General features: G+C 43.5%; 17 protein-coding genes and 1 pseudogene. 6 read left to right on the top strand and 12 right to left on the bottom strand.

All coding sequences use genetic code 11. The annotated features are described in order from the left end of the window. Positions 1-38 precede the first annotated feature (38 nt). Positions 39-470, bottom strand: coding sequence for a VOC family protein (locus HF864_RS02995; protein ID WP_169461630.1), 432 nt, complete (start codon positions 468-470; stop codon positions 39-41). A 255-nt stretch (positions 471-725) separates the two neighbouring features. Between HF864_RS02995 and HF864_RS02990 the strand changes: the two genes are divergently transcribed. The 3 genes from HF864_RS02990 (at position 726) to gndA (ending at position 5,483) form a co-directional block, all read left to right on the top strand. After that, positions 726-1,892: an MFS transporter gene (locus HF864_RS02990; RefSeq protein WP_169461629.1), complete on the top strand. Its 1,167-nt coding sequence runs from the start codon at positions 726-728 to the stop codon at positions 1,890-1,892. Between the two features lie 448 nt (positions 1,893-2,340). Then, positions 2,341-3,819: a glucose-6-phosphate dehydrogenase gene (gene zwf / locus HF864_RS02985; protein ID WP_169461628.1), complete on the top strand. Its 1,479-nt coding sequence runs from the start codon at positions 2,341-2,343 to the stop codon at positions 3,817-3,819. 224 nt (positions 3,820-4,043) lie between these two features. Continuing rightward, positions 4,044-5,483 (top strand): NADP-dependent phosphogluconate dehydrogenase, encoded by a 1,440-nt coding sequence (gndA, locus tag HF864_RS02980; protein ID WP_169461627.1) that lies wholly within the window; start codon positions 4,044-4,046, stop codon positions 5,481-5,483. Positions 5,484-6,003: 520 nt separating this feature from the next. On the opposite strand, the gene HF864_RS02975 is transcribed toward gndA, so the two are convergent. The 8 genes and pseudogenes from HF864_RS02975 to mobC all read right to left on the bottom strand — a co-directional run bounded on the left by HF864_RS02975 (position 6,004) and on the right by mobC (position 15,002). Then, complete coding sequence (locus HF864_RS02975) at positions 6,004-6,540, bottom strand: GNAT family N-acetyltransferase (protein WP_169461626.1); 537 nt, start codon at positions 6,538-6,540, stop codon at positions 6,004-6,006. Positions 6,541-7,445: 905 nt separating this feature from the next. After that, on the bottom strand, positions 7,446-7,691 hold the full coding sequence (locus HF864_RS09600; RefSeq protein ID WP_346774605.1) for a type IIL restriction-modification enzyme MmeI: 246 nt from the start codon (positions 7,689-7,691) through the stop codon (positions 7,446-7,448). Between the two features lie 21 nt (positions 7,692-7,712). Beyond that, a pseudogene (locus HF864_RS09595) lies at positions 7,713-8,225 on the bottom strand (type IIL restriction-modification enzyme MmeI); the annotation flags it as partial. A 66-nt stretch (positions 8,226-8,291) separates the two neighbouring features. Further along, on the bottom strand, positions 8,292-10,211 hold the full coding sequence (tet(W), locus tag HF864_RS02965) for a tetracycline resistance ribosomal protection protein Tet(W) (RefSeq protein ID WP_063164311.1): 1,920 nt from the start codon (positions 10,209-10,211) through the stop codon (positions 8,292-8,294). 645 nt (positions 10,212-10,856) lie between these two features. Next, the gene (locus HF864_RS02955; protein WP_169461624.1) at positions 10,857-11,927 is read right to left on the bottom strand and encodes a type IIL restriction-modification enzyme MmeI; all 1,071 of its coding nucleotides are present in this window, start codon (positions 11,925-11,927) and stop codon (positions 10,857-10,859) included. A gap of 841 nt (positions 11,928-12,768) precedes the next feature. Beyond that, entirely contained in the window at positions 12,769-13,191 is a 423-nt protein-coding gene (locus HF864_RS02950; RefSeq protein ID WP_169461623.1) for a hypothetical protein, read from the bottom strand. Positions 13,192-13,224: 33 nt separating this feature from the next. Then, on the bottom strand, positions 13,225-14,667 hold the full coding sequence (locus HF864_RS02945; RefSeq protein WP_277346608.1) for a relaxase/mobilization nuclease domain-containing protein: 1,443 nt from the start codon (positions 14,665-14,667) through the stop codon (positions 13,225-13,227). Then, positions 14,664-15,002 (bottom strand): plasmid mobilization relaxosome protein MobC, encoded by a 339-nt coding sequence (gene mobC / locus HF864_RS02940; protein WP_102816355.1) that lies wholly within the window; start codon positions 15,000-15,002, stop codon positions 14,664-14,666. Before mobC ends, HF864_RS02945 begins: the two co-directional genes overlap by 4 nt. 87 nt (positions 15,003-15,089) lie before the next feature. Between mobC and HF864_RS02935 the strand changes: the two genes are divergently transcribed. Then, complete coding sequence (locus HF864_RS02935) at positions 15,090-15,245, top strand: hypothetical protein (RefSeq protein ID WP_169461621.1); 156 nt, start codon at positions 15,090-15,092, stop codon at positions 15,243-15,245. 88 nt (positions 15,246-15,333) lie between these two features. Here the strand turns inward: HF864_RS02935 and HF864_RS02930 are convergent, their stop codons facing one another. Further along, the gene (locus HF864_RS02930) at positions 15,334-16,992 is read right to left on the bottom strand and encodes a DNA primase family protein (protein ID WP_169461620.1); all 1,659 of its coding nucleotides are present in this window, start codon (positions 16,990-16,992) and stop codon (positions 15,334-15,336) included. Positions 16,993-17,202: 210 nt separating this feature from the next. Here HF864_RS02930 and HF864_RS02925 point away from each other — a divergent pair, with 210 nt between their 5' ends. After that, positions 17,203-18,342, top strand: coding sequence for a site-specific integrase (locus tag HF864_RS02925; protein ID WP_169461619.1), 1,140 nt, complete (start codon positions 17,203-17,205; stop codon positions 18,340-18,342). A gap of 198 nt (positions 18,343-18,540) precedes the next feature. Here the strand turns inward: HF864_RS02925 and HF864_RS02920 are convergent, their stop codons facing one another. Further along, on the bottom strand, positions 18,541-19,035 hold the full coding sequence (locus HF864_RS02920; protein ID WP_169461618.1) for a universal stress protein: 495 nt from the start codon (positions 19,033-19,035) through the stop codon (positions 18,541-18,543). Positions 19,036-19,224: 189 nt separating this feature from the next. Between HF864_RS02920 and HF864_RS02915 the strand changes: the two genes are divergently transcribed. Further along, positions 19,225-19,686 (top strand): Lrp/AsnC family transcriptional regulator, encoded by a 462-nt coding sequence (locus tag HF864_RS02915; RefSeq protein ID WP_169461617.1) that lies wholly within the window; start codon positions 19,225-19,227, stop codon positions 19,684-19,686. A 52-nt stretch (positions 19,687-19,738) separates the two neighbouring features. On the opposite strand, the gene pepF is transcribed toward HF864_RS02915, so the two are convergent. Continuing rightward, positions 19,739-21,535: an oligoendopeptidase F gene (gene pepF / locus HF864_RS02910; protein ID WP_169461616.1), complete on the bottom strand. Its 1,797-nt coding sequence runs from the start codon at positions 21,533-21,535 to the stop codon at positions 19,739-19,741. Positions 21,536-21,580: the final 45 nt, after the last annotated feature.

Below are 21,580 nucleotides of genomic sequence, written 5' to 3'. Positions count from 1 at the left end.
CAAAATGACGAGATTCGCTTTTATTTGTTTCAGAAAATCTATTCTTGCGGAATACCCGCGCTGATCAGCCAGGTAATCCCATACTGGTCAACAATCTGACCTAAATTACCGCCTAGTTCATGAGAGCCAAAAGGTAAGGTCACGCGCTGAGCGTCACTTGCAGCCAGGCGCTCAAACAATGCCTTGGCACCAGCCTCATCACCACCAAAATCCAAAAGCAGCGAAATTAAAGAAGAGGTCTGGGGATTGCCCATCGTTGCATCGGCACAGACGATTTTCTGTCCGACAATTGAAAACTCGCCATGTGCCGTTGTAGCATCCAAATCATCCAGTGCCAGTCCCAAACTCTCGGCTTGTGCTGCTGAAAGCGGCTGACGGTAAATGATTTCGGCGCCAAACTGTTCCACGTAATAGTGCATGGCTTCACGCGCATTTTCAAAAGTCAAATACGGATAGATTTTTGCCGTCATAGTTTTCCTCCGATAAAGTGTTCTTTTAAATTATAGGGAGCCATAGGTCATTCGTCAAATCACGACTTCGATTCAAAAAAGAGCTAGATAAGCGCGAATGGTCGTTTATTGCGACGAATACTGCATTTTGACGTTCATCTTGATTTTGTTGCATGTAAATCGTTAAACTTTGTGCAGATTCATGTTACAATGACGTGGTCTTAGAAAAAAGCGAAAACAAATAACCAACTACTAAATCAAGAAAGGAATGATCTTTTGAACAACACACGCAAACATAGCGCCTTTTTGATTTTAGGCATTTTCCTGCTAGGCGCCTGCATGCGGACGCCGATAACCTCGATTCCCTCAATCGTTGGCAGTATTGCTGCTTCGTTTCACGTGGCCACTACCAGCCTGGGCATTCTGACTACGATTCCCTTGATCTGCTTTGGTCTGATTGCAGTCGTAGTGCCAACGATCGGTCAACGTTTGGGCAATGAGTTAACGATCGCAATCGCTTTGCTGATTCTTTTTGCTGGTTCCTGGCTGCGCATTCTCAGCTATTCTTCGCTAATGATTGGTACCCTGCTCGTTGGGGTTGGCATTACCTTTTTAAACGTGCTTTTACCAGCCATCATTACTGAGAACCTGCCTGATCGAATCGGGTCAATGACCAGTCTTTACAACGTTTCTTTAGCCCTGTTCTCGGCCATCGGTGCCTACGCCATCACGCCAATTGCTCAAAGCAGCAGCTGGCAGTTCTCGGTAATGCTCCTCAGCATGATGGTTTTGGCAACATTGGTATTATGGCTGCCAAATCTGCGCTTCAACCGGCGCGGAACCAGCGAATCTGCAAGCGCTGGCATTAACATGTGGAAAAACAAGACAGCCTGGCTGATCTTGGTCTACTTTGGTCTGTCATCATTTGTCTTTTACACGACAGTCGCTTGGCTGCCATCAATTGCCATCAGCGCCGGATTGAGCAATAATCAATCCAGCCTGATTGCCGGACTGTTCCAGCTGTTCTCCATGCCAGGAGCCTTTCTGGCACCGTTATGGGCAACCAAGCTGAGTAACCGGACACCGCTGATTCTCGGTGCCGGTATCTTCACGATTTTGGGCTATCTTGGCTTGATGCTGCCATTCCATAGCTTTGGCTGGTTTGTCTTTGTCAGCCTGTTCTTGGCAATTGGAACCTCATCAACGTTTGCCTTGATCATGACCTTATTCAGCTTAAAGACCAAAACCCCGGTTGATACGGGTAAACTGTCTGGCATGGCTCAATCATTAGGCTATCTGCTGGCCGCAGTTGGTCCGATGGTCGTTGGTAATCTTAAGGCTGCCAGTGGCTCATGGTTTACTGGAGAATTGACTACCATGCTGGTTGCTGCTGTCTTCACTATTTTTGGTGTTTTAAGCGAGCGCAAGCCATACGTTGACTAATTGAAATAAAATTTTCCGCAGGAGCTGGGAATTAACTCAACCGCTTAACCACGTATAGATAATAATGCCTCAGCGCAATAGCTGACTGGCAGTTCAAACGCTGAAAATCAGTCGTAAGCTGATTTTCGGCGTTTTTTGAGAAAAGGCAAGGAAACACGTTCTTTTAGGGACATGACGAATTGCCTTTCTTTTTTACTAAAAATTCCAACTTGTGCAAGCGATTGCTTTAACGTCAAATCAATGCTGAACTTGAAAATAAAATTTTATTTCGGCCTATACCATTACTTGATAAGCGTTTGACAAAACCCCAGAACGCGCTTTTTGTTGGCGTGGTCCATTTTAAATTTTGACAAAAAGTGGGGACGCTTTCTAGTGCAGTTTTGAACATAAAAGTATATAATTTAAGCGTTAGAGTGATTTTCTGATATTTTCAGAAGGAGTGAACATTTTGGCTAAGGAAAATAAAGCTTTAATTACGCTGTTCGGGGCAGCCGGCGACCTTGCACAACGCAAGCTGTACCCATCATTATTCAACCTTTACAAGAAAGGCTACCTGGCAGAACATTTTGCTCTGCTCGGTACTTCTCGGCGTCCGCTGAGCGATGAGGACTTCCAACAAATGGTGCTGAAGTCCGTTAACGGTATGGAAAACGAAGAAGGTCAGGCTCAGGCATTTGCTAAGCACTTCTTCTTCCAATCCCATGACGTTACCAAGCCTGAACACTACACTGTGCTTAAGCAACGCCTGGAAGAACTGGACGAGCAATTTGGCGCTGAAGGCAACCGCCTGTTCTACATGTCCATGGCTCCTCAATTCTTTGGCACGATTGCCTTGAACCTGAAGAACCAAGACCTGCTGACTAAGGATGGCTTCAATCGTCTGGTTATCGAAAAGCCATTTGGTCGTGACTACGAATCAGCTAAGAAGCTGAACGACGAACTGTCACAAACGTTCAACGAAAACCAGATCTTCCGGATTGACCACTACCTGGGTAAGGAAATGGTTCAAAACATCCAAGCACTGCGTTTTGGCAACACGATCATCGAATCATTGTGGAACAACCGCTACATCGACAACATTCAAGTTACGCTGAGCGAAAAGCTGGGTGTTGAAGAACGTGCCGGCTACTACGACCAATCCGGTGCTCTGCGTGACATGGTACAAAACCACATCATGCAAATCGTTGCTCAACTGGCAATGGAACAACCAGTTGCCTTTACCGACTCCGACGTCCGGGTTGAAAAGATCAAGGCACTGCGCTCACTGCGGGTCTACACGCCATCAGAAGCAGCTGCCAACTTTGTTCGTGGCCAATACGGTGCCGGTGACGACACGAATGCCTACCGTAATGAAGATGGTGTTGATCCAAACTCCATTACGGAAACTTTCGTCGCTGCCAAATTGATGTTTGACAACTACCGCTGGTCTGGCGTTCCTTTCTACGTACGGACTGGTAAGAAGCTGGCTGACAAGTTCACCCGCATCGATGTTGTCTTCAAGAAGCCACTGATCGACATCTTTGCCAACCCACGGATGAAGAGCGAACAATCTCTGAACTCCAACGTTTTGACGATCTTTGTTGAACCAAACTCCGGCTTCTCACTGCGTTTGAACGCTAAGCGCGCCGGTCAAGGCTTTACCACTGAACCAGTTGACTTGAAGTACCTGCAAAGCGACGAAGCCAAGAACGAATCACCAGAACCATACGAACGTCTCTTCCACGATGCACTGGAAGGCAACCACACCAACTTTGCATCATGGGCTGAAATTGCCTACGCATGGAAGTTCGTTGACGTTATCCGCAAGCTTTGGGACATTGAAGAACCTCAATTCCCTAACTACACGCCTGGTTCAATGGGCCCAGCTGCTTCTGATGAACTGTTGGCTCGCGATGGCCGTCAATGGGTTTACCATCTGAATCACTAAAATCAAAGATCGATTTAATCGGTTTTGTGAAAAATTTTTACTTAAAGCTCAAACAATTGTTTTTCAGTTGATTGAGCTTTTTACTTAATTTTTCATATTTTATCGATTAGTTTAATGTAAAGATTGTGCAAGGTTTAGCAAATATTTCTTCAACTTTTAGCGCTTTCTGGTATAATAGTTTCTGTAAATGATGTAATTAAGTTTTTAAGGAGTGTGACAACACAATGTCAGATCAAAAAGCGCAAATTGGTGTTGTTGGTTTGGCCGTTATGGGCAAGAACCTGGCACTGAACATTGAAAGCCGCGGCTTTACTGTTGGTGTATACAACCGTAGTCGTTCACGTACCGATGAAATGATGCGTGACCACAGCGACAAAAAGCTGATTCCTAGCTACACGGTTGAAGAATTCGTCAACTCTCTGGAAAAGCCTCGTCGAATCCTGATGATGGTTAAGGCCGGCAAGCCAACTGACGCTGTTATTGAAGAACTCCTGCCATTGCTGGACAAGGGTGACGTGCTGATCGACGGTGGTAACACCAACTTCCACGACACGATGGCACGGAACGCTAAGCTGGACGAATCCGGCATCAACTTCATCGGCATGGGTGTTTCTGGTGGTGAACTGGGTGCCCTGCAAGGTCCTTCCCTGATGCCTGGTGGCCAAAAGGAAGCCTATGACCTGGTTGAACCTATCCTGACGCAAATCGCTGCCAAGGCTGAAGACGGCAAGCCATGCGTTTCCTACATTGGTCCTAACGGTGCCGGCCACTACGTAAAGATGGTTCACAACGGTATCGAATACGGTGACGAAGAACTGATCGACGAAAGCTACAACTTTATGCGTAACGTTCTGGGTCTTTCCGTTGATGAAATGGCTGACATCTTTGCTGAATGGAACAAGGGCGAATTGGACAGCTACCTGGTTGAAATCACTGCCGACATTCTGACTCGCAAGGACGACTTGGGCGAAGACAAGTCCAAGCCAATCGTTGACATGATCCTTGACCGTGGTGCCAACAAGGGTACTGGTAAGTGGAGTTCTGAAACTGCCCTTGACGGTGGCGCTCCACAATCCGTTATCACGGAAGCCGTTTATGCTCGTTACATCTCCATGCTGAAGGACGAACGTGTTGCTGCAAGCAAGGTTCTGCCAGAAGATGTTGAAAAACCAACTGTTTCTGAAGACCAAAAGAAGGAACTGGTTGAAAAGGTTCGTGAAGCCCTCTACTTCGGTAAAGTTATGAGCTACGCACAAGGTTTCGAACAAATGCGGATCGACTCCGAACGCTACGACTGGAACCTGAAGTTTGGTGAACTGGCTCAAATCTGGCGTGAAGGATGCATCATCCGTGCTCAATTCCTGCAAAAGATCACGGATGCCTTTGAAAAGGATCCTGAACTGAAGAACCTGCTGTTGGACGACTACTTCAAGGACATTGCCAAGAAGTACCAAAAGGCTACGCGTGAAGTCGTATCCATGGCCATCAACGCTGGTATTCCTGTACCATCCCTGGCTGCTGCCATCAACTACTACGACTCCTACCGTGCTGAAGTTCTGCCTGCCAACCTGTTGCAAGCACAACGTGACTACTTCGGTGCTCACACGTACGAACGTGTTGACCGCCCAGGCAACTTCCACTACAGCTGGTACGTTGAACAATAGAAATCAATCTAAGCTTGATTTTAAAGCGCCGATCGTTATTGATCGGCGCTTTTTTTACGAAAAAAGCCTCCGTGACGACTCTTAAATCTCACGGAGGACTACTATCAGTTATTGCATTTTTTCAAAAGGTATAAAAAAAGGGCATCTTTTCAGATGTCCTGTCGGCTCGGAATAAGTAACCAACTGATTCCAATTTGCACACCAGCATCTTAATCATTGTGGCAATATTATAGCATAAATAAAAATGATATACTAGTAATCGCACACCAGAGAAACCACTCTGAAATCGTGCTAGTTGGGAGGTGTCCCAATTGCATTATTGGTGCATCTTAATCATTGTTGTGCCTAATAAACACTTAAAAAATCAATCAAAAAGTTTACTAGTTTGATTCGTAAAATGATGAAATAGTATTTAACTTTTTCCGCGCCGGTTTTGATCAGCGCTTTTTTATTTTAGATAGTCCCAAGTTCCAAAGATATGTAAAAGGCGCCCAGATAAATCTATCGGACGCTCATTTCGTTATTCGGTTGACAAGACTTGGAAAGTTGATCGTTGCAGGTGGCGATACCAGTGATCACCAATCATAATTTGACCTGCATCGTCAAATCCCAAGCGACGGTATAGCCGTTCTGCCTTTGGATTGGCGACGTCGACATTTAAACCGATCGTTTCATATTCCAAAGCAGCGGCATGTTTAATAATCGCATCAATCAAAGCCGTTGCGATCCCCATACCACGATAATCGGCATCAACTGCCAGTGAATCCAGATAAAACTCGTTGGCAAATGACTCCGGATCCGCGAAGAAATCAACATCGCGAATTGATGGAATTGGGGCCGCGGCTTCTTGATATACTCGGTTGACCGCAGTTTCGTTGTTGTCTGGATAGCCAAACGCCATCCCCACGACTCGACCATCGACTTCTGCGACAAACGTGGTTGCCACATAGCCAAGCAGTGCTCGGTCGCGGTAAGCATTATAAATCATCCTCTGGGGGTCTTCATCGGGAACCGATTCAAACTCCTCCAGCTCCATTTCATCATAAATCAAAGACATTAACGGTACTATCTGGCCGGCGTCTTCTGGCTCGGCCTTGCGAATCGTATAAATAAATATCCCTCCAAAATAGTTTGATGCGAGTTAATTATATGGGAGAAGTCAGCACCTTGGCAAGAAAAGATGAGAAATTTATTAATACCTTAAAAGGGTAAAACATATATCATCATATGCTATCAAATCGCTGATATTATAAGTTTTCTCGACCAATCAGATCATCATATAACGTCATGAAATGTTATAGATTTTCCCCTTTTTCCCCCTCAATATCCCTTAAAGAATACTGAAGAACCTTACGGCCAATCTTGGCGGTTAATAGGAAAAAATAACTGAATCAAACTGTCGGGCATGGCCGTTACCACAATGAGGGTAACGGTTTTTATTATCCAATCAACAACCGAGTTAATTGGTTGCGATTAGTATAGCATATTTACCCCTAATCAAAGAACAAATGCCACTAGTTTTTCAATAAAACTTTATTCTGATTTTAAGATAATTGGCTATATAAAGGGTGTCACATCTTAATAGAAGTATAGGCAAGCGACAATTGAGGATCGCTATATAAGATAGAGACTCGATATTTAAGATCTCTTAAACAGTACAAATTTCTGTCTTCATAGGCTAAAAATAGATCTTAAATCGGCTCTGAGACGTTCTGAAATCAGTCTACCTGAGCTGTTGATCATTTCAAAATCACTCATAGCAAAAAAAGAGCCATTCATGATTGAATGACTCCTGTATCTATAAGGTTTTTACTTAACGCTTGACGTACAGCAAAGCTGATTCCCAGAAACAAGCAACGAGTCAGCGGTTTTTAGTTTAATGTGGGTCCTCAGCTGACCATATCAAGCCCCAATTCATTACTAATGATTATACCATCTACAGACCAGAAAGTGAGAATATAGCTATTTATCATCCTTGGCAGTTAGCTTCTCGTACATCTTGAATAGATGCTGCACTATCTCGGCTTCGGTAGCACTCGGCTTAAGTCCATAAGCTTGTAATACGGCCTTATCATTAGCTTCATGTGCTTTCCGAAGTTCAATTGGCATCGTCAACGGGTCATATAAATCAGCCAATGAGCTATCAGGATAGAGCTTTCGTGCGTCCAAGATACTTTGGGCGGTCTCAGTAATCCTATCGCGTTGCATTTTATTAACATTTGGCCATGAAAAGTCATTATATACCAAAGTTTTAGAATAACTATAACGAGTTTCCAGTCTGCCTGCTACCATACGCATCCATGACATATGAACAATAGATTCTAAGATACCAAAATCATACTTAGTAGCATCAGGTAAAATAAATAGTTTATTACCTGCAATTACATCTGATGATAAGTAATCCATTGGAATATATGCCCTTCGTTCCGAAGATACAACGGGAATTGCAATAAAATTATCAGGATTTCTAGTTTCGCGAAATAGATGTGGTGTTGCTGCTAACTTTTGCCTATCTGCTGCACCCGACAAGCGATTTTCTCTACATTTTTCAACGTGTTTTAAAACTAGTGGCATACTCCTTAATTCTTTAGGTGAGATACCAACTAACCATAAACAATACCTAGGAATGTCATTTAAAAATTCGTTGCCCATCATGAATCTTTTTATATATTTTTTTGCCTTAGGTTCGGTATCTATAAGCTTGTCTGCCTCTTCTTGCGACAAAATAAGATGTCCTCCATTCTGATACTGATTTTATCAATGATATTTCGCAATAGCCAGCAATGAACGCTTGCATTGCGCAAGACGTTACATTATCTTCTGAAACATATAGCGCACCTTGTCCAGGCGGCTGTTTGGACGGCGGGGCTGGATGACTGGCTTGCCGACAGCGGCCTGATACCCTTTCAGTTCTGTAAGGCATACGCTCTGCCCGTTGGTGTAAAAGGCCAGATCAGTACGGTATGCCTGTATACAGCGGGCGGGAATCTCGCCAGTAAAGACAACTTCATCCTTTTTTACCTGGACCGTTTCGATGGTGGCACAGTATTTCGGTGCATCATGATAAGCCCTGGAAAGATATTCCCGGGGCGCATAGAGGGTGAAGGAGAGATAGGGTTCCAGCAGTTGCGTCCCTGATTCCTTCAATGCCTGTTCCAATACAATCGGGGCCAATGAGCGGAAGTCCGCCGGCGTGCTGACCGGACTGTAATAAAGCCCGTATTCAAAGCAAATCTTACAGTCCGTTACGTTCCAGCCGAACAAGCCCTGCTCCAGCCCGTAACGGATACCATCCCTGACAGCGTTTTGAAAACTCTGGTTCAAGTATCCCAGCGAAACCCGGCTCTCGTATTGTACACCGGAGCCAAGCGGGAGTGGTGTAACAGACAGTCCGATGGATGCCCAAAACGGGTTGGGCGGCACCTCGATATGGATGGTGTGGCTGGCTGCTTTGAGCGGCCGCTCCATATAAATGACGGTGGGTTCCTTTACCACTGTTTCAAGCTTGTATTTTTCCGACAGCAAAGCGGAAACAACCTCCAACTGCACCCGGCCCAAAAAAGAAAGAATGATCTCATGGGTGATGGAATCCACCTCGTAGCGCAAAAGCGGGTCAGTATCCGCAAGTTGCGTAAGAGCGTCCAGCAGCCGTTCTCTTTGCGCTGCCGTTTTCGGCGCAATCGACGTCCGCAGCATGGGGAGGGGGTCCTCACGCCACCTTTTACGAGGGAGCCGGGTTGGGTCCCCTAATACATCGTTTAACCTCACGCTGTCGCTGGGAAGGATAACAATTTCACCCGGATAAGCGGTGTCTGTCCGAACAATTTCCCCTTTGGATGGAATACGCATCTCTGTGATTTTCAGCTTTTCTCTCCCGGCCAGGGCCACCGTATCCCGCAGGCGCAGCGTTCCGCTGTATAGCCGTAGATAGACACGCCGCTGGCCGCAATCTGTATACTCCACCTTGAAAACGCTGCCGCATAGGGCGGCGCTCCCCTGTTCCCCAATCGGTTGGAACAGCCCTGTCACCGCATCCATCAACGGTTGAATGCCAAGGCCCTTTTTGGCGCTGCCATAATAGACCGGGAACAGGGAGGCGTCTTGAACCCGCCGCTGTTCCTCCCGCACAAGTTTTTCCCGGCTGATTGGTTCTCCTGCGATATACTTTTCCAATAATTTATCGTTATTTTCGATGACCGCATCCCATGCTTCTATGTCGGTATTTTCCTCCAGGACTATTTCCGGGGACAGCGACACCGTCTGCTTGATGATAATATCGGCGGAGAGCTTATCCCGAACAGACTGAACCACGCTCTGCAAATCAACGCCAGCCTGGTCGATCTTGTTGATAAAGATAACGGTGGGAATGTTCATTTTCCGCAGGGCATGGAACAGAATACGGGTCTGGGCCTGCACGCCATCTTTAGCGGAGATCACCAAGATGGCCCCATCTAAAACAGCCAAAGAGCGGTACACCTCCGCCAAAAAATCCATGTGGCCGGGCGTATCCACAATGTTGACTTTACATCTGTGCCACTGGAAGGAAGTGACTGCCGCTTGAATGGTAATCCCACGCTGCCGCTCCAAAAACATGGTGTCCGTCCTCGTTGTCCCTTTTGCGACGCTCCCCGGTTCTGAAATGGCTCCGCTGGCATATAGCAGGCTCTCCGTCAAGGTCGTCTTTCCAGCGTCTACATGGGCAAGAATTCCAATATTGATTATTTTCATGTGATTGTCCTCCCTTTACTGCCCCGAAGGGCATAAAAATCCCCAGCAGTAAAATACTTTTACCACTGGGGATGATAATTTGCGGACATACACATATACAGCATACACCTGTTTGTGAGTGCTGTTTTTGGGGATATGTCAAAATTGATAAGGCAAAAGTATTCTTAAATTGGGTACAAAAAACTAAGCCCCTACAAAAGGGACTATCATAATCCTTTGTTCCCACTATTTGATTATAGTTTTATTTAATAATACCTTGCCGCATATTTTTTACTCCTTTTCTGGAATTGAATTATTATATCACATCAGTTTTAGGAAAACAAGTATCTAAAAGAAATTTTTCTTCCCCTTATATGTAACAATCATACCGGCTTCCTAACGTTCAGAATGGTTTCTACTGTCTGCTGCGGTGTTTGGTTGGAATTGTCCAGCCAAAAGCCGATCCGTGGTGTTGTCTGCATTTTACTAAATACAAATTCAATGTATACAGAAAGAAATATATAAGGAGTGGGAGGGATTCCGCCGTAGTCGGCATTGTAGGAAAATCCAAAAGTTTAGATTTTCTCAAAATGCTTATCTTTTGGTCTTTGGTTCGGAATAGTGTAGTGCTGGCGGTCTATCTATTGTTTTCGGTTGCTTGCTTCTTTACCGTACATGAGCATTCTCTACCGAGGTATAATGCATACCCCCAGAACGCCGCGTTTCAGGGTTTAAAGTTGATTCAAATACGGCCCCAAAAATCGTTGGGCTAATGCCTGACCAATTGAATCCACGACTAGCATCATCAAGGATCAGATCTCTGAGTTCTTGAGTGAATTGTGGAACTACTATATCCTCATTGGCAAACATACCCCCATTGACGTATGGAAAGGCCGCAAATTCCTCGTCCATAAATGGATCTCGTTCATTTAAAGGTGTGTTTAGTACCTCAAACAGGCTAATCAGGTCGCGCCGAATATCACGTGGCTCTCGACGCTCCAGAAAGGCTTGAAACATATCTTCATTGCCAAATAATTGAGTATCATCAACGTACAGCAGAAAAACTAAGCGAACAATTAGAACATTCAGGCTCCTCTGGATATGCGTATCACTCAAATCAGCATGCTCAGCGTATGCCTTTGCCAACTCATTATAGATTTTAGCTACCAGCTCGCCAGCCTTAAATGATACCTGCTCTTCATTGATAATCTGTTGCTTATGGATATCCACCATGAATTCCAGGTCTTTAAAATGCTTTGGCAATTCAGTAAGCATGATAGTTTTTGGTTCATCAAGAGGGTGATCCATATCATGGATATCAATCTGATCAAAATTAGAAACAATAATCCATCTTGGTTGTTCTGAATTTGGTAGGAAGTTAGCATATCGCTTTGCCTGCTCATATGGAGTCAGCATTACCCCATCAGACTGCGGTTCAGGCTTATCTAAGGCACGTCCTCGTCCTTTTTGCTCAATCATTGTCCTTGTACTTGGAATATAGCCATCAATTCGCTTGGTGGTTATCTTACCCATACTATCCTTAACACGAACGTCCTTCTCATAGGTTACATAGTCATAATAATTAACGATTCCATACACTCGATGCAATAAATCGTTCCAAAATGTTTGACGATCTGCATCTTCCTTACCCTTATCAGGCTGAGTCCAAGTATCAACAAATTCTTTTGCAAGTTGTTGTCTTGTCTTGGCTTCGGTTGCTTCAACACCACGTTTCATCTGAAAAACTCCTTAAATCAAACTAGTGTAATTATATCATTCGGCACCATGTTGGAAGATAAAGCTTCTAGCATTAGGTATGGTCACTACCTGAAATTAAGGTAGCGGTTTTCATATGATGACCTAATGATTGACTGCAAGCTGTATGAAGCATATTCGCTCATAGCTGCAGAACGAAAAAACGACAACTTTTTTGCTGAAATGATGAAATCATTTCGCGCAAATTGTTGTCGTTAGCGAGGCTAGTAATTGACTTGAAGAGTCGATTAGGCCGAGCTTTTTGATCAAACTTTTTGCTTAAAAGTTTGTCTGAGGGGGTCAAGGGGGAGCGAAGCAGTCCCTCTTGCAAGCAGCCGTGTGGACTATGTAATAGTCTACAAAGGGGGGTGCTTGCCTTCAATATAGTGTTCTTAATTGGCAAGCGAGCGGTTAGCGAAGCTTGGCCATTTAGAACACTAGCACAAGAACGCGATTGAATAATGAGCGTTAAGGTGCTTCGTTCTTGCTAGCAACGTGAGCGAAAAGCGATCGTTGAGAGCTTAGAACGCAAAGCAGGAACGCGATTGAATAATGAGCGTTCAGGCGTCATATTCTCATGCGAAGGTTTGAATTTTAAAGCATTAGAAATGTAATGATCCGCCGTTCTTGCTAGCAACGTGAGCGAAAAGCGATCGTTGAGAGCTTAGAACGCTAAGCAGGAACGCGATTGAGTAATGAGCGTTCAGGCATCATTCAGTTCCTGCTAATATCATGGGACGCTTTTGTCCGGCATGGTCGCCGGAATACCCGTCAATGAGAACGGTGTTGCGTGTACCGCAAACCTAACCCCATTGACGGGTGATTAATTATTATTATCTTGCTCTCCCATTCCCCAATCAAAATTATCATTATCTTGAACTTCATCGATGTAATCATCATCATCGACTTCATCTTTGTCATCAGATACCCATTCTTCATCATTAATTACCGAGTTGCCGTTACCATCTAAGGCATCAGTCATGCTGACCGCTTGCTCCTGAGATGTACTTCCTGCACCTTTGCTCTGCTCAGCCATCTTAGCCTCATTGGATTGGTTAGACGGCTTTTCTTTTGATTTTTTGGGCTTAACAATGATGTCATAATCATGGAGTACGTCCTTTAAGCTATCAAGATTGGTCTTCTCCAGTAGCAGTTTCCGTACTTTTTCGCCGTAGATTTCCTTGTCATGCTGTTCGGCTGCGGCCAGCTGCTTTTTGATTGTTGCAATATCATACCGTGATGTCATGTTTAATACCTCTGTTTCCTTATTCTATTATTGCTAGCGCTCCTTGGCCTTTTTCTTGATAAAAGGCTTTGGCGGCGTAACAGAACTACTCTTGTCAATTTCTTGAAGCTTGAGATGTTCCTTATTTTCCAATATCTTAATCGCCATGTTCAGCCGTTTCTCTGGCGAATTGGAATTTTGGTTGCGCAGATAGTCAACCACTGTTTCCATTGCCTGATCTGACTCATATTTTTGTTGAATGATATTCAGCGCCCGACTGATCACGTCATGTTCTGACAGTACTTGCCATTGACCATTGATTACCGTTCCGAATTTCCTACCCCTATTGGCATTAGATTGCCTTATCCTTTCATGAAGGAGTCCTTGGTTAGCCTTGAGCTGCTTTATGATGGCAAGTGATCGGTCAATTGCTCGTTGAATTGCCTTAATAAGCTTAGCAACTGCTTGTTTTCGTTTTCTAATTCGGTCAGCTCTTGATCTTGCTTCGCTAAGGCTTCGTTCCAGATGTTGTTGATGGTAACGTACTGATTGAATTGCTTGTCGTCTAGCGATTGCATGAACTCCTCTTGAATCTGGTTCATTTCTTGGCTCATCTGCTTGCTGTTGCTGTCGTTGTTGTTGAATTCCTTGTTCGTAGTCATCAATAGTCTTCCTTTCATATTTAGTTCCTAAACGTTGGCCACGGCTGATCCGCTTCTTGCCTTCATCATCAACAAAGGCAAATGATATGCCGTTTTGACCACGCCGCCTCAAGTCAACCTCTCTGGATTTCAAGGCTTCTTCCAGACTGATATTATTCTTCTGAATTTCGTCCAGTGCTTGATCAATCCGCGAGCGTAAGTCATTTTTCCATACATACTGGCCTTTAAGCTCAAGTTCCCGTTCGCTAATAGTCTTTTTGACCTGCTTTGAACGCTCTTGTGGAATTTTCAAGCCAAATTCACGGCAAACCTCATCGTTAATATCGCGGAATGAAAGCCATTCATCATTCAAATTTTCAACGTGCCATTGCTTATTGTCATCGAGATTGGTCTTGTTGATAATGATATGGTTATGCAGCTTATGTCCTTTTCCATCAACATGGGTATAGATAGCAATTTGATATGGCGGATAGTCTGTATCATCAAACTTACTGCCACCAAAAGCACGCCGCGCAAACTCATAACCAATATCGTTGCATTTTTGCCAATTCTCAGGCTTCGTGATATCCAGATCATCAGGTGAGAATGATTGAATGATTCTGATAGCCTGATTCTTGACAGTATCACCATTAGCATGATTCCTAACTACCTTCATCTGAACCTTAGCATGAGTCGGGCTGACATTGATCCCACTTCTAACCACTGCCCGATCATTATTTTTTAGACTCTCTGAGGGGCAACCATGTTCTATCAGCCAGTCCTTTGTATCCTGCTTTAGGCGATTCTTTCCCAACGCATAGCTGATAGCTGCGGCTGCACTCTTAGCACGATTCATCTTAATTGTTGCCATACCATTGCCACCTCATCATCTAGCTTGCTCAATGTGATGTTTAATATAGCCAATTCTTCTGATGTGATTTCGCTCTCATTGTAAGCTTGATTCAGCCGCCGAGCCATCTGGTTTATGTTATTCCCAATACGCAATAAGTCGACCCTTATCTGGTGATATTCATCTTCAGAAAACTTCGGCTCCCTTAGCTTGGATTGCATTATAAGATGCTTGCAATACTTTGGTACAGAAAGGCCCATCATTTGCGCTGAGGCTTGAATTTTGGCGTATTCTGCCTCATTAACACGAATGTTGACCTGATGATTGTCCGATCTTGGCATACTTTTTCCTCCTATTCGATAGCATGCTGACTTATAGTTTTTCAGCAGACATTTTTATTATCAATTAACCCATCAATGAGGCTAGGTTTGCGGTACGCAACACCGTTCTCATTGATGGGTATTCCGGCGACCACGCCGGAGAACAATTACAAATTAGGTAACGCGGTAACGTTTGCGTTCATGCTTACTCTCCCATGGGAATTCAGCGTTACTCAATTGGTAACGTACGGTAACGTTACCTAGCGTTACTCAATCGGTAACGTGATTGAACCTTACTCTCCCAACGGATTAGGCGATATCGTTACCGCGTTACCATTTTTTTGATAACCTTTTAATAAATAATGGATTGGTTTACATCTGGAAACTTTTTTGGTACATTTCCTAAATCATCTTGTTGATGATCCTTAATGATTTGTTGGTCTACCTTTAGCGTTCGTACCTTAGACCGCTGATATTGTCGTTCCGGAAATAGCTTGTTTAACCTAGTTAATGCCTTTTCAAGAAAATCACTTTGGTTACCAACCCGATAACCGTATTCCTTAGCATAGTTCACCCAAATTCCGTATAAATAGGCTTCTGGAATCCGCTTCATATCTTGTAGCCATGGTGCTGCACTAGCATCAATAAATACATCATCAATAAACGTCCATACGCTATTGTTAGTGTGTTCATATTGATTCAATGCATTAATTGAAGCCGTGGCATTTAAGTAGTTCTTAAAGTTACCTTTTTCTATTAGCGCCGTATATAACACATATTGCAGTAGCTTTTTATCAGCCAAATACTGATCTTTGATTGCTGTGTTTTCAACAGTACCATTAAAATCTGCATTAAAAGGCACAATCAATAATCGGCGATAGACACCAGTATCATCTTCAAAGCGAGGCATCTTATTACAGCTTTGAATTACAACCGCATGAATTTGTGCAGGATATTCTGGCTGTCCCTTTGGTTCTACAGTAACTTCATCGCCTGTAATAACACTGTTAAAATTTGACTTATCTTGAATTACTATATTTGCTGGGTTATCATCGCCAATAATTACTGATTTATTAACCAATGATTCCATAGCAAAACGTTTTTCGAACTGGGCTACTTTTTTCAATCCAAAATTATGATAACCTACTAGATTTTTAACTAACATCTGAAACGTACCTTTACCATTATTCCCAGTAGCATTACCAAGTAGAAAAATTGCTTTGTGCAACTTGAGTGCCTTATTAGTGTTGCAAACCACATGTAGTACTTGCCATAAGACAGTTATGATTTCTTCGTCATCACAAGCAATTGATCCTAGCCAATTATTAAAGGTCCAATTTGTACCATCGAGATTTTTAAATACTGGTTCCTTTGGTCTCAATAAAGGTACTGGCTTAAGAACTCGACCGCTACCATATTCCGCAGTAGGTAATGGTGTCTCAATCTTTGTCTTGATAAACCAATTTGGACCATATGGCAAGATAATTTTCTGCTGAAGATCTACAATTCCGTTTCCCACAGGAACATACCTTGGATTACTCATCGGATTTACCGGAACCATACCACCTTTAATTTGTTTAAGCTTATAAATCACGTCTGTTGCCCCACTTTCTTTGTAGGATGGTTCAACCGCAAAAATAAATCGTCTCAACTGACGCTCACCATCACGATAGATACCTGCTTCTGGATCATAAGTAGATAAATGTAATCGTTCATCATCACCATTATCAAACCAACAAAAATGACAATATTCGGTTATAATGTAGGCTGTTTCAAGCGGACTCAAACGGTAAACCTTTTTCTTATTCTTTTCATTATCACTGTTGTCATTACTATCATTTTTTGTTGCCAGATATTGCACACGTGCTTGTTTTAATTGTTGCAGCAGATAACTAATCGTATATGGTTCTGATTGAATGTTTAATTCCTCATTTTTTGTAGTATCAACGTTTAAAGCTAATTGATCCTCTTCATTTTGATGCTTAAATTGGTTATAATTATTACTGTACATATTGTTCTTCCTTTCTAAAGAGCAATATCATTAGGCCGGCTTGCTGAGTGTTGCACCACTCAGCTTTTTTTATTGCCTGCTTTTGTTTACTCTTTAATAATGTTTTGTGGCGAAAGTTGTATTGTTTTGACATCTAGATATAATTACGATTGGTTCTTCAACCTATGCGCGTGCCCGGCAGCCGTAAATTCATAGAAAGAAGGATCAATCATGTGGACTGAACCCACGAAAACCGGCAAAGTCAAATTTGTCGAACAATTCAAAAACCCATTGACGCTGAAGTACACACGCGTCTCAATCACGATGGATAAGGAGACGAACTCCACGCGGAAGTTAGCTCAGCGAGCCCTGAATAAACGGATCGAAGAAAAACTCCGGCGGCTTCAGGACGGCCATATCAAAGAAGGCGTTACTTTTGGCGAGTTGATTGAAGAGTTCAATCAGTACTATCATCAAACCGTTAAGCCCTCTTCATTTGCTTCATGGCAGACTATCAAGGGAATAATCCAGAAAAACTTCAATATGCAGATTCTCGTTTCCAAAATAACCAATAAATATCTTGTCAACACACTAGAAGCTCTGCTTTATCAGCATGGCTATAAAAACGCCTACACTGGAATGATCAAGAACAAACTCAATCAGCTAATGCGTTATGCGTATCGACATGACTATATAGCAGCCCCAATCGGCCGACTTGAGATTAATCGGAAACGCAACAATTCTGCTAAGGATATTGAAGATAAATACTTGGAAGATGATGAAGCAATGAGCGTTTTAAATGCTGTTCGAGAAATTAATCCAATCTATGCTGATGCCTTACTGTGGCAGTACCTTACAGGTATGCGTATCGGCGAGATACTAGCGCTTCAAGTCAAAAAGGTATTTCAGCAAGATGATAAATGGTACGTCAAAATTAATTGCACATTGGAGTATTCAAAGAGACTAAAGACCGATTTTACAATCAGTGACACTCCTAAAACCCAAAGTAGCAATCGTACTATTCTTCTTCCTGAAAAAGCGGTTAAGATCTATCAGCAGTACAGCTTGGATAAACAACCAGATGACATTCTGTTTAGTAGAGAAACTAAAACCGGCATTTTTCTTCACCCCCTTTCAATAGATAATCACCTTAAAAAAGTCCAAAATGCCCTTGGTATGACTAAGCCACTATCAACTCATATCTTCCGTCATACGCATGCTTCAAAATTAGCTGAAAAAGGTATGCCGATCGAACTGATTTCAAAGCGATTAGGTCATAAGGATTCAGCAATCACGAGGCAGATCTACTTGCATATAACAAAAAAGACCGCTGAGCAGTTCAGCGGTCTGATTAATGATTTTGATATCTGATTTTCCCCTTTTATGTCCCTCAGTGTTTTTTCATAGTCATATATCTATTGAAAACACTGATATTAAGGCATTTTAAAATTCAAAATTAGGGTTTTATTAAAAACATAATCGTCACATATCAAAATGAGTGTTAAAATATCAAAAAGCCGTAACCCGATAACTCGAATTACGACCTTGGAATGGTTTATTTAATTAAGCTTATTTTTTCTTAGCGTCCTTGTCGTCAGCTGGTACCTCGTTGTTTAAGTCGGTCCGCACAACCAGTACGTCAACTGGGGCATTCCGCTTAACAAAGGACGTAACTGAACCAACCATTGCCCGCTGCAGACGCGTCAGCCCACAGGCACCCATCATGATCAGATCATTTTGGTGATCGCGTGGGAAATCAAAGGAAATAACCGTCTTCGGGTTTCCCAGACGAATGTGGATGTCGATGTTGTCAAAGCTCTGCTTTTGCTTAGCGTTGTCGTAAAGCTCATCTAAGTAGTCCTTTGACTTGTCGACCAGCTGGTAGGCAATGCTGCTGTCTGACATGCCAGCAAAGTTGTATGCCATTGCCCGCGTGTCGATAACGTTTAAAATGTCGATATGTGCATCGTTACGCTTTGCAACCGCAATCGCCTTGTTCAGTGCCCGTTCAGCTTGCTTGGATCCGTCAACTGGGACGAGAATGTTTTGATATTCTTGATTCATAGTTATGACCTCCAATTCACACGACTTAATTGTTATCCTTATTGTACCATAATGATAGCGGAATCATTTGATTTTTATATGGTAAAAAGCAATAATTAGCTAAACTATTTTGACAATAAACCATTTACATTGTATTTTTTCACAATTTAAAGACATTAATTTGTGATTAGTTAAAAGGAGTGGATTTCATTGGACAAGATCGATCGTCAAATTATCAACATGCTACAGGAAAATGCCCGCGTATCGTTAAAAGAACTTTCCGCCGCCTGCTATATTTCCTCACCAGCCATTGCCGCTCGCATCAACAAACTGGAAAAGTCCGGCATCATCACTGGCTTTCACACCAGCGTCAATCTCGAAAAGCTGGACTACCACGTCAAGGCCTTCGTTCAGTTGCAGCTGGAACCACGCCAAAAAAAGGAATTCTATCCTTATATTGCTCAGGTTCCCAACGTAATCGAATGCAATTGTGTTACCGGGGATTTTTCTGAGGTTATGGAAGTTGTATTTCCTTCGACCTCAGATCTCGATGACTTTATCAATGAGATTCAGCAGCGCTTTGGCAAGACCAGCACCCAGATCGTCTTTTCAACCAGCGTCGATCACCGTGGCGTTAAATTACCTCAGCCAGAAGCAGTTAAAGAGTCATAAAAGCAATCATAATAAACAGCTGCGACCACATTGGCCACAGCTGTTTTGTGTTTTAGAGCAGCTTTTCGATTTGATCCAGGCGCTTTTCAAACAAGGCAAAGGCCCGTTCTAGGTAGGCACTGTCGGTTACATCAATGCCTGCGCGCTTTAAAAGCGTTACCGGATCATCACTGCCACCCGCGCGTAACAGGTCCAAATAACGATCCAAGGCGCCCGGCTCACGCTGCCAGACCGCTTCAGAAAGCGCCGTTGAAATTGCCCATGACGTTGCATACTGGTAAACATAATAGTTCATGTAAAAATGCGGTACATAGGCCCAGCTCTGCGTTCGTGTCCCGGTTTCTTCAATTGTAGGTCCGTAGTACTTATTAACTAGCTTACCACTCAGCTCATCTAAAAAATCGGCCGTCAGCGTTTGGCCACTTTGTTCAGCCTTGTAGGCGGCATCCTCAAATTCAGCAAATTGCGTCTGCCGATAGATCGTACCGATAAAACCGGTAATGTATTGTTCCAAAATAAAGATCCGCTTTTTAGGATCATCTTGATATTTTTCCAGCAGATAGTCGGTCAAAATGTTTTCATTAAACGTTGAGGCGACCTCAGCCAAAAAAATGGGGGCATCGGCATACTCGGAAGGCTGCACCTGCTGAGCCAGCCAACTATGCATGGCATGACCGGACTCATGCGCCAAAACGAACGTACTGTAAAGTTTATCGGTCCAGTTTAGTAAAATAAATGGATTAGCCGTGTAGACACCGACTTGATAGCCACCGGAACGCTTGCCAATATTTTCGGCCGCATCGATCCAGCGATGATCAAATTCATCTTTTAGCCCCTTAAGATATTCTGGTCCCATCACCTGCAGCGCATCCCAGGTCAGCTGCTTACCCTGCTCAAAAGTCGTCTTGAGCATATCTTCACCAGCTAATGGTACATTAACATCATATTTGTACATTTTATCCAAGCCTAAAACACGTTTCTTGAGCGCATACCAGCGATAGACCAGATCCAGATGCTGATTGACGGTTTTTACCAAGGTATCATAGACACTTTCAGGAATATTATTGGCTCCTAAAGCCGCTGCCCGTGCACTTGGATAATGACGAACCTGAGCTAGCGCATTTTCAGTGCCGATAAAGCTGTTCAAAGTCTGGGCAAATGTATTGCGCAGTTCATGGTACGGTTTTTCGTAGGCCAAAACGGCTTCCTTGCGCACGGCACGGTTTTGCGACTCATTGAATTGACTACGGTTGCCATGTGTCAGCTCAACCAGCTGGCCGTTTTCATCATGCACCTTGCCAAACTTCAAGTCGGCATCATTGAGCGTGTTGTAGATTTCTTCAGCACTATCCAACGACTTGTTCAAGCGGCTTAGCAGCGTTTCTTCGGCTTTAGAAAGGACGTGCTTTTTTTGCCGCCGCAGTTTGGTCATTTCATACTGATACTCAGTCAGTCCCGGCTCACTTTGCATCAATTTTTTAAAGTCGTTATCACTGATTGCCGTAATCTCTGGTTGAACGAATGCCAGCTCGGCCTCAATCTTAGTAGCAGCATTAACGACCATCCCGTACAGCGTTACGGCCATCGAGTCCGTTGTATCACTGTCGCGGCGCAGCATCCCATAAACGAATTCGCGCTCTAATTCTTCGCTGATGGCTTTATTTTCGTTCAGGTTCTTTAAAAACGTCTTGCCGTCACTGGCAAAGCTGCCGGCAGTTTTGGCCAAGGCTGCCGCTTTTTTTTCGGTTTCTTGCAGTGCTGTTTCCATTGCGTCATCAGATTTGTAAAGCAGCGTCAGGTCCCACTTGAGCTCTTGGGGCACTTCACTGCGCTTAAGCTGTTTTTCCATTATTTTCCTCCTATAAACTCATGTATAACTAATTATACAAAAAAG

Source organism: Lactobacillus sp. MRS-253-APC-2B, from assembly GCF_012843675.1.
Classification (GTDB): domain Bacteria; phylum Bacillota; class Bacilli; order Lactobacillales; family Lactobacillaceae; genus Limosilactobacillus; species Limosilactobacillus pulli.
The sequence above is the reverse complement of the archived record's forward strand: the minus strand, read 5'-3'. Positions and strand labels throughout refer to the sequence as shown.

What these genes read in the sequence shown, in the direction of transcription:
- HF864_RS02995 (WP_169461630.1), bottom strand. Translation starts at nt 470, where the DNA reads ATGACGGCAAAAATCTATCCGTATTTGACTTTTGAAAATGCGCGTGAA.
- gndA (WP_169461627.1), top strand. Translation starts at nt 4,044, where the DNA reads ATGTCAGATCAAAAAGCGCAAATTGGTGTTGTTGGTTTGGCCGTTATG.
- HF864_RS02975 (WP_169461626.1), bottom strand. Translation starts at nt 6,540, where the DNA reads ATGTCTTTGATTTATGATGAAATGGAGCTGGAGGAGTTTGAATCGGTT.
- HF864_RS09600 (WP_346774605.1), bottom strand. Translation starts at nt 7,691, where the DNA reads ATGCAACGCGATAGGATTACTGAGACCGCCCAAAGTATCTTGGACGCA.
- HF864_RS02955 (WP_169461624.1), bottom strand. Translation starts at nt 11,927, where the DNA reads ATGAAACGTGGTGTTGAAGCAACCGAAGCCAAGACAAGACAACAACTT.
- HF864_RS02950 (WP_169461623.1), bottom strand. Translation starts at nt 13,191, where the DNA reads ATGACATCACGGTATGATATTGCAACAATCAAAAAGCAGCTGGCCGCA.
- HF864_RS02945 (WP_277346608.1), bottom strand. Translation starts at nt 14,667, where the DNA reads ATGAATCGTGCTAAGAGTGCAGCCGCAGCTATCAGCTATGCGTTGGGA.
- mobC (WP_102816355.1), bottom strand. Translation starts at nt 15,002, where the DNA reads ATGCCAAGATCGGACAATCATCAGGTCAACATTCGTGTTAATGAGGCA.
- HF864_RS02930 (WP_169461620.1), bottom strand. Translation starts at nt 16,992, where the DNA reads ATGTACAGTAATAATTATAACCAATTTAAGCATCAAAATGAAGAGGAT.
- HF864_RS02925 (WP_169461619.1), top strand. Translation starts at nt 17,203, where the DNA reads ATGTGGACTGAACCCACGAAAACCGGCAAAGTCAAATTTGTCGAACAA.
- HF864_RS02920 (WP_169461618.1), bottom strand. Translation starts at nt 19,035, where the DNA reads ATGAATCAAGAATATCAAAACATTCTCGTCCCAGTTGACGGATCCAAG.
- pepF (WP_169461616.1), bottom strand. Translation starts at nt 21,535, where the DNA reads ATGGAAAAACAGCTTAAGCGCAGTGAAGTGCCCCAAGAGCTCAAGTGG.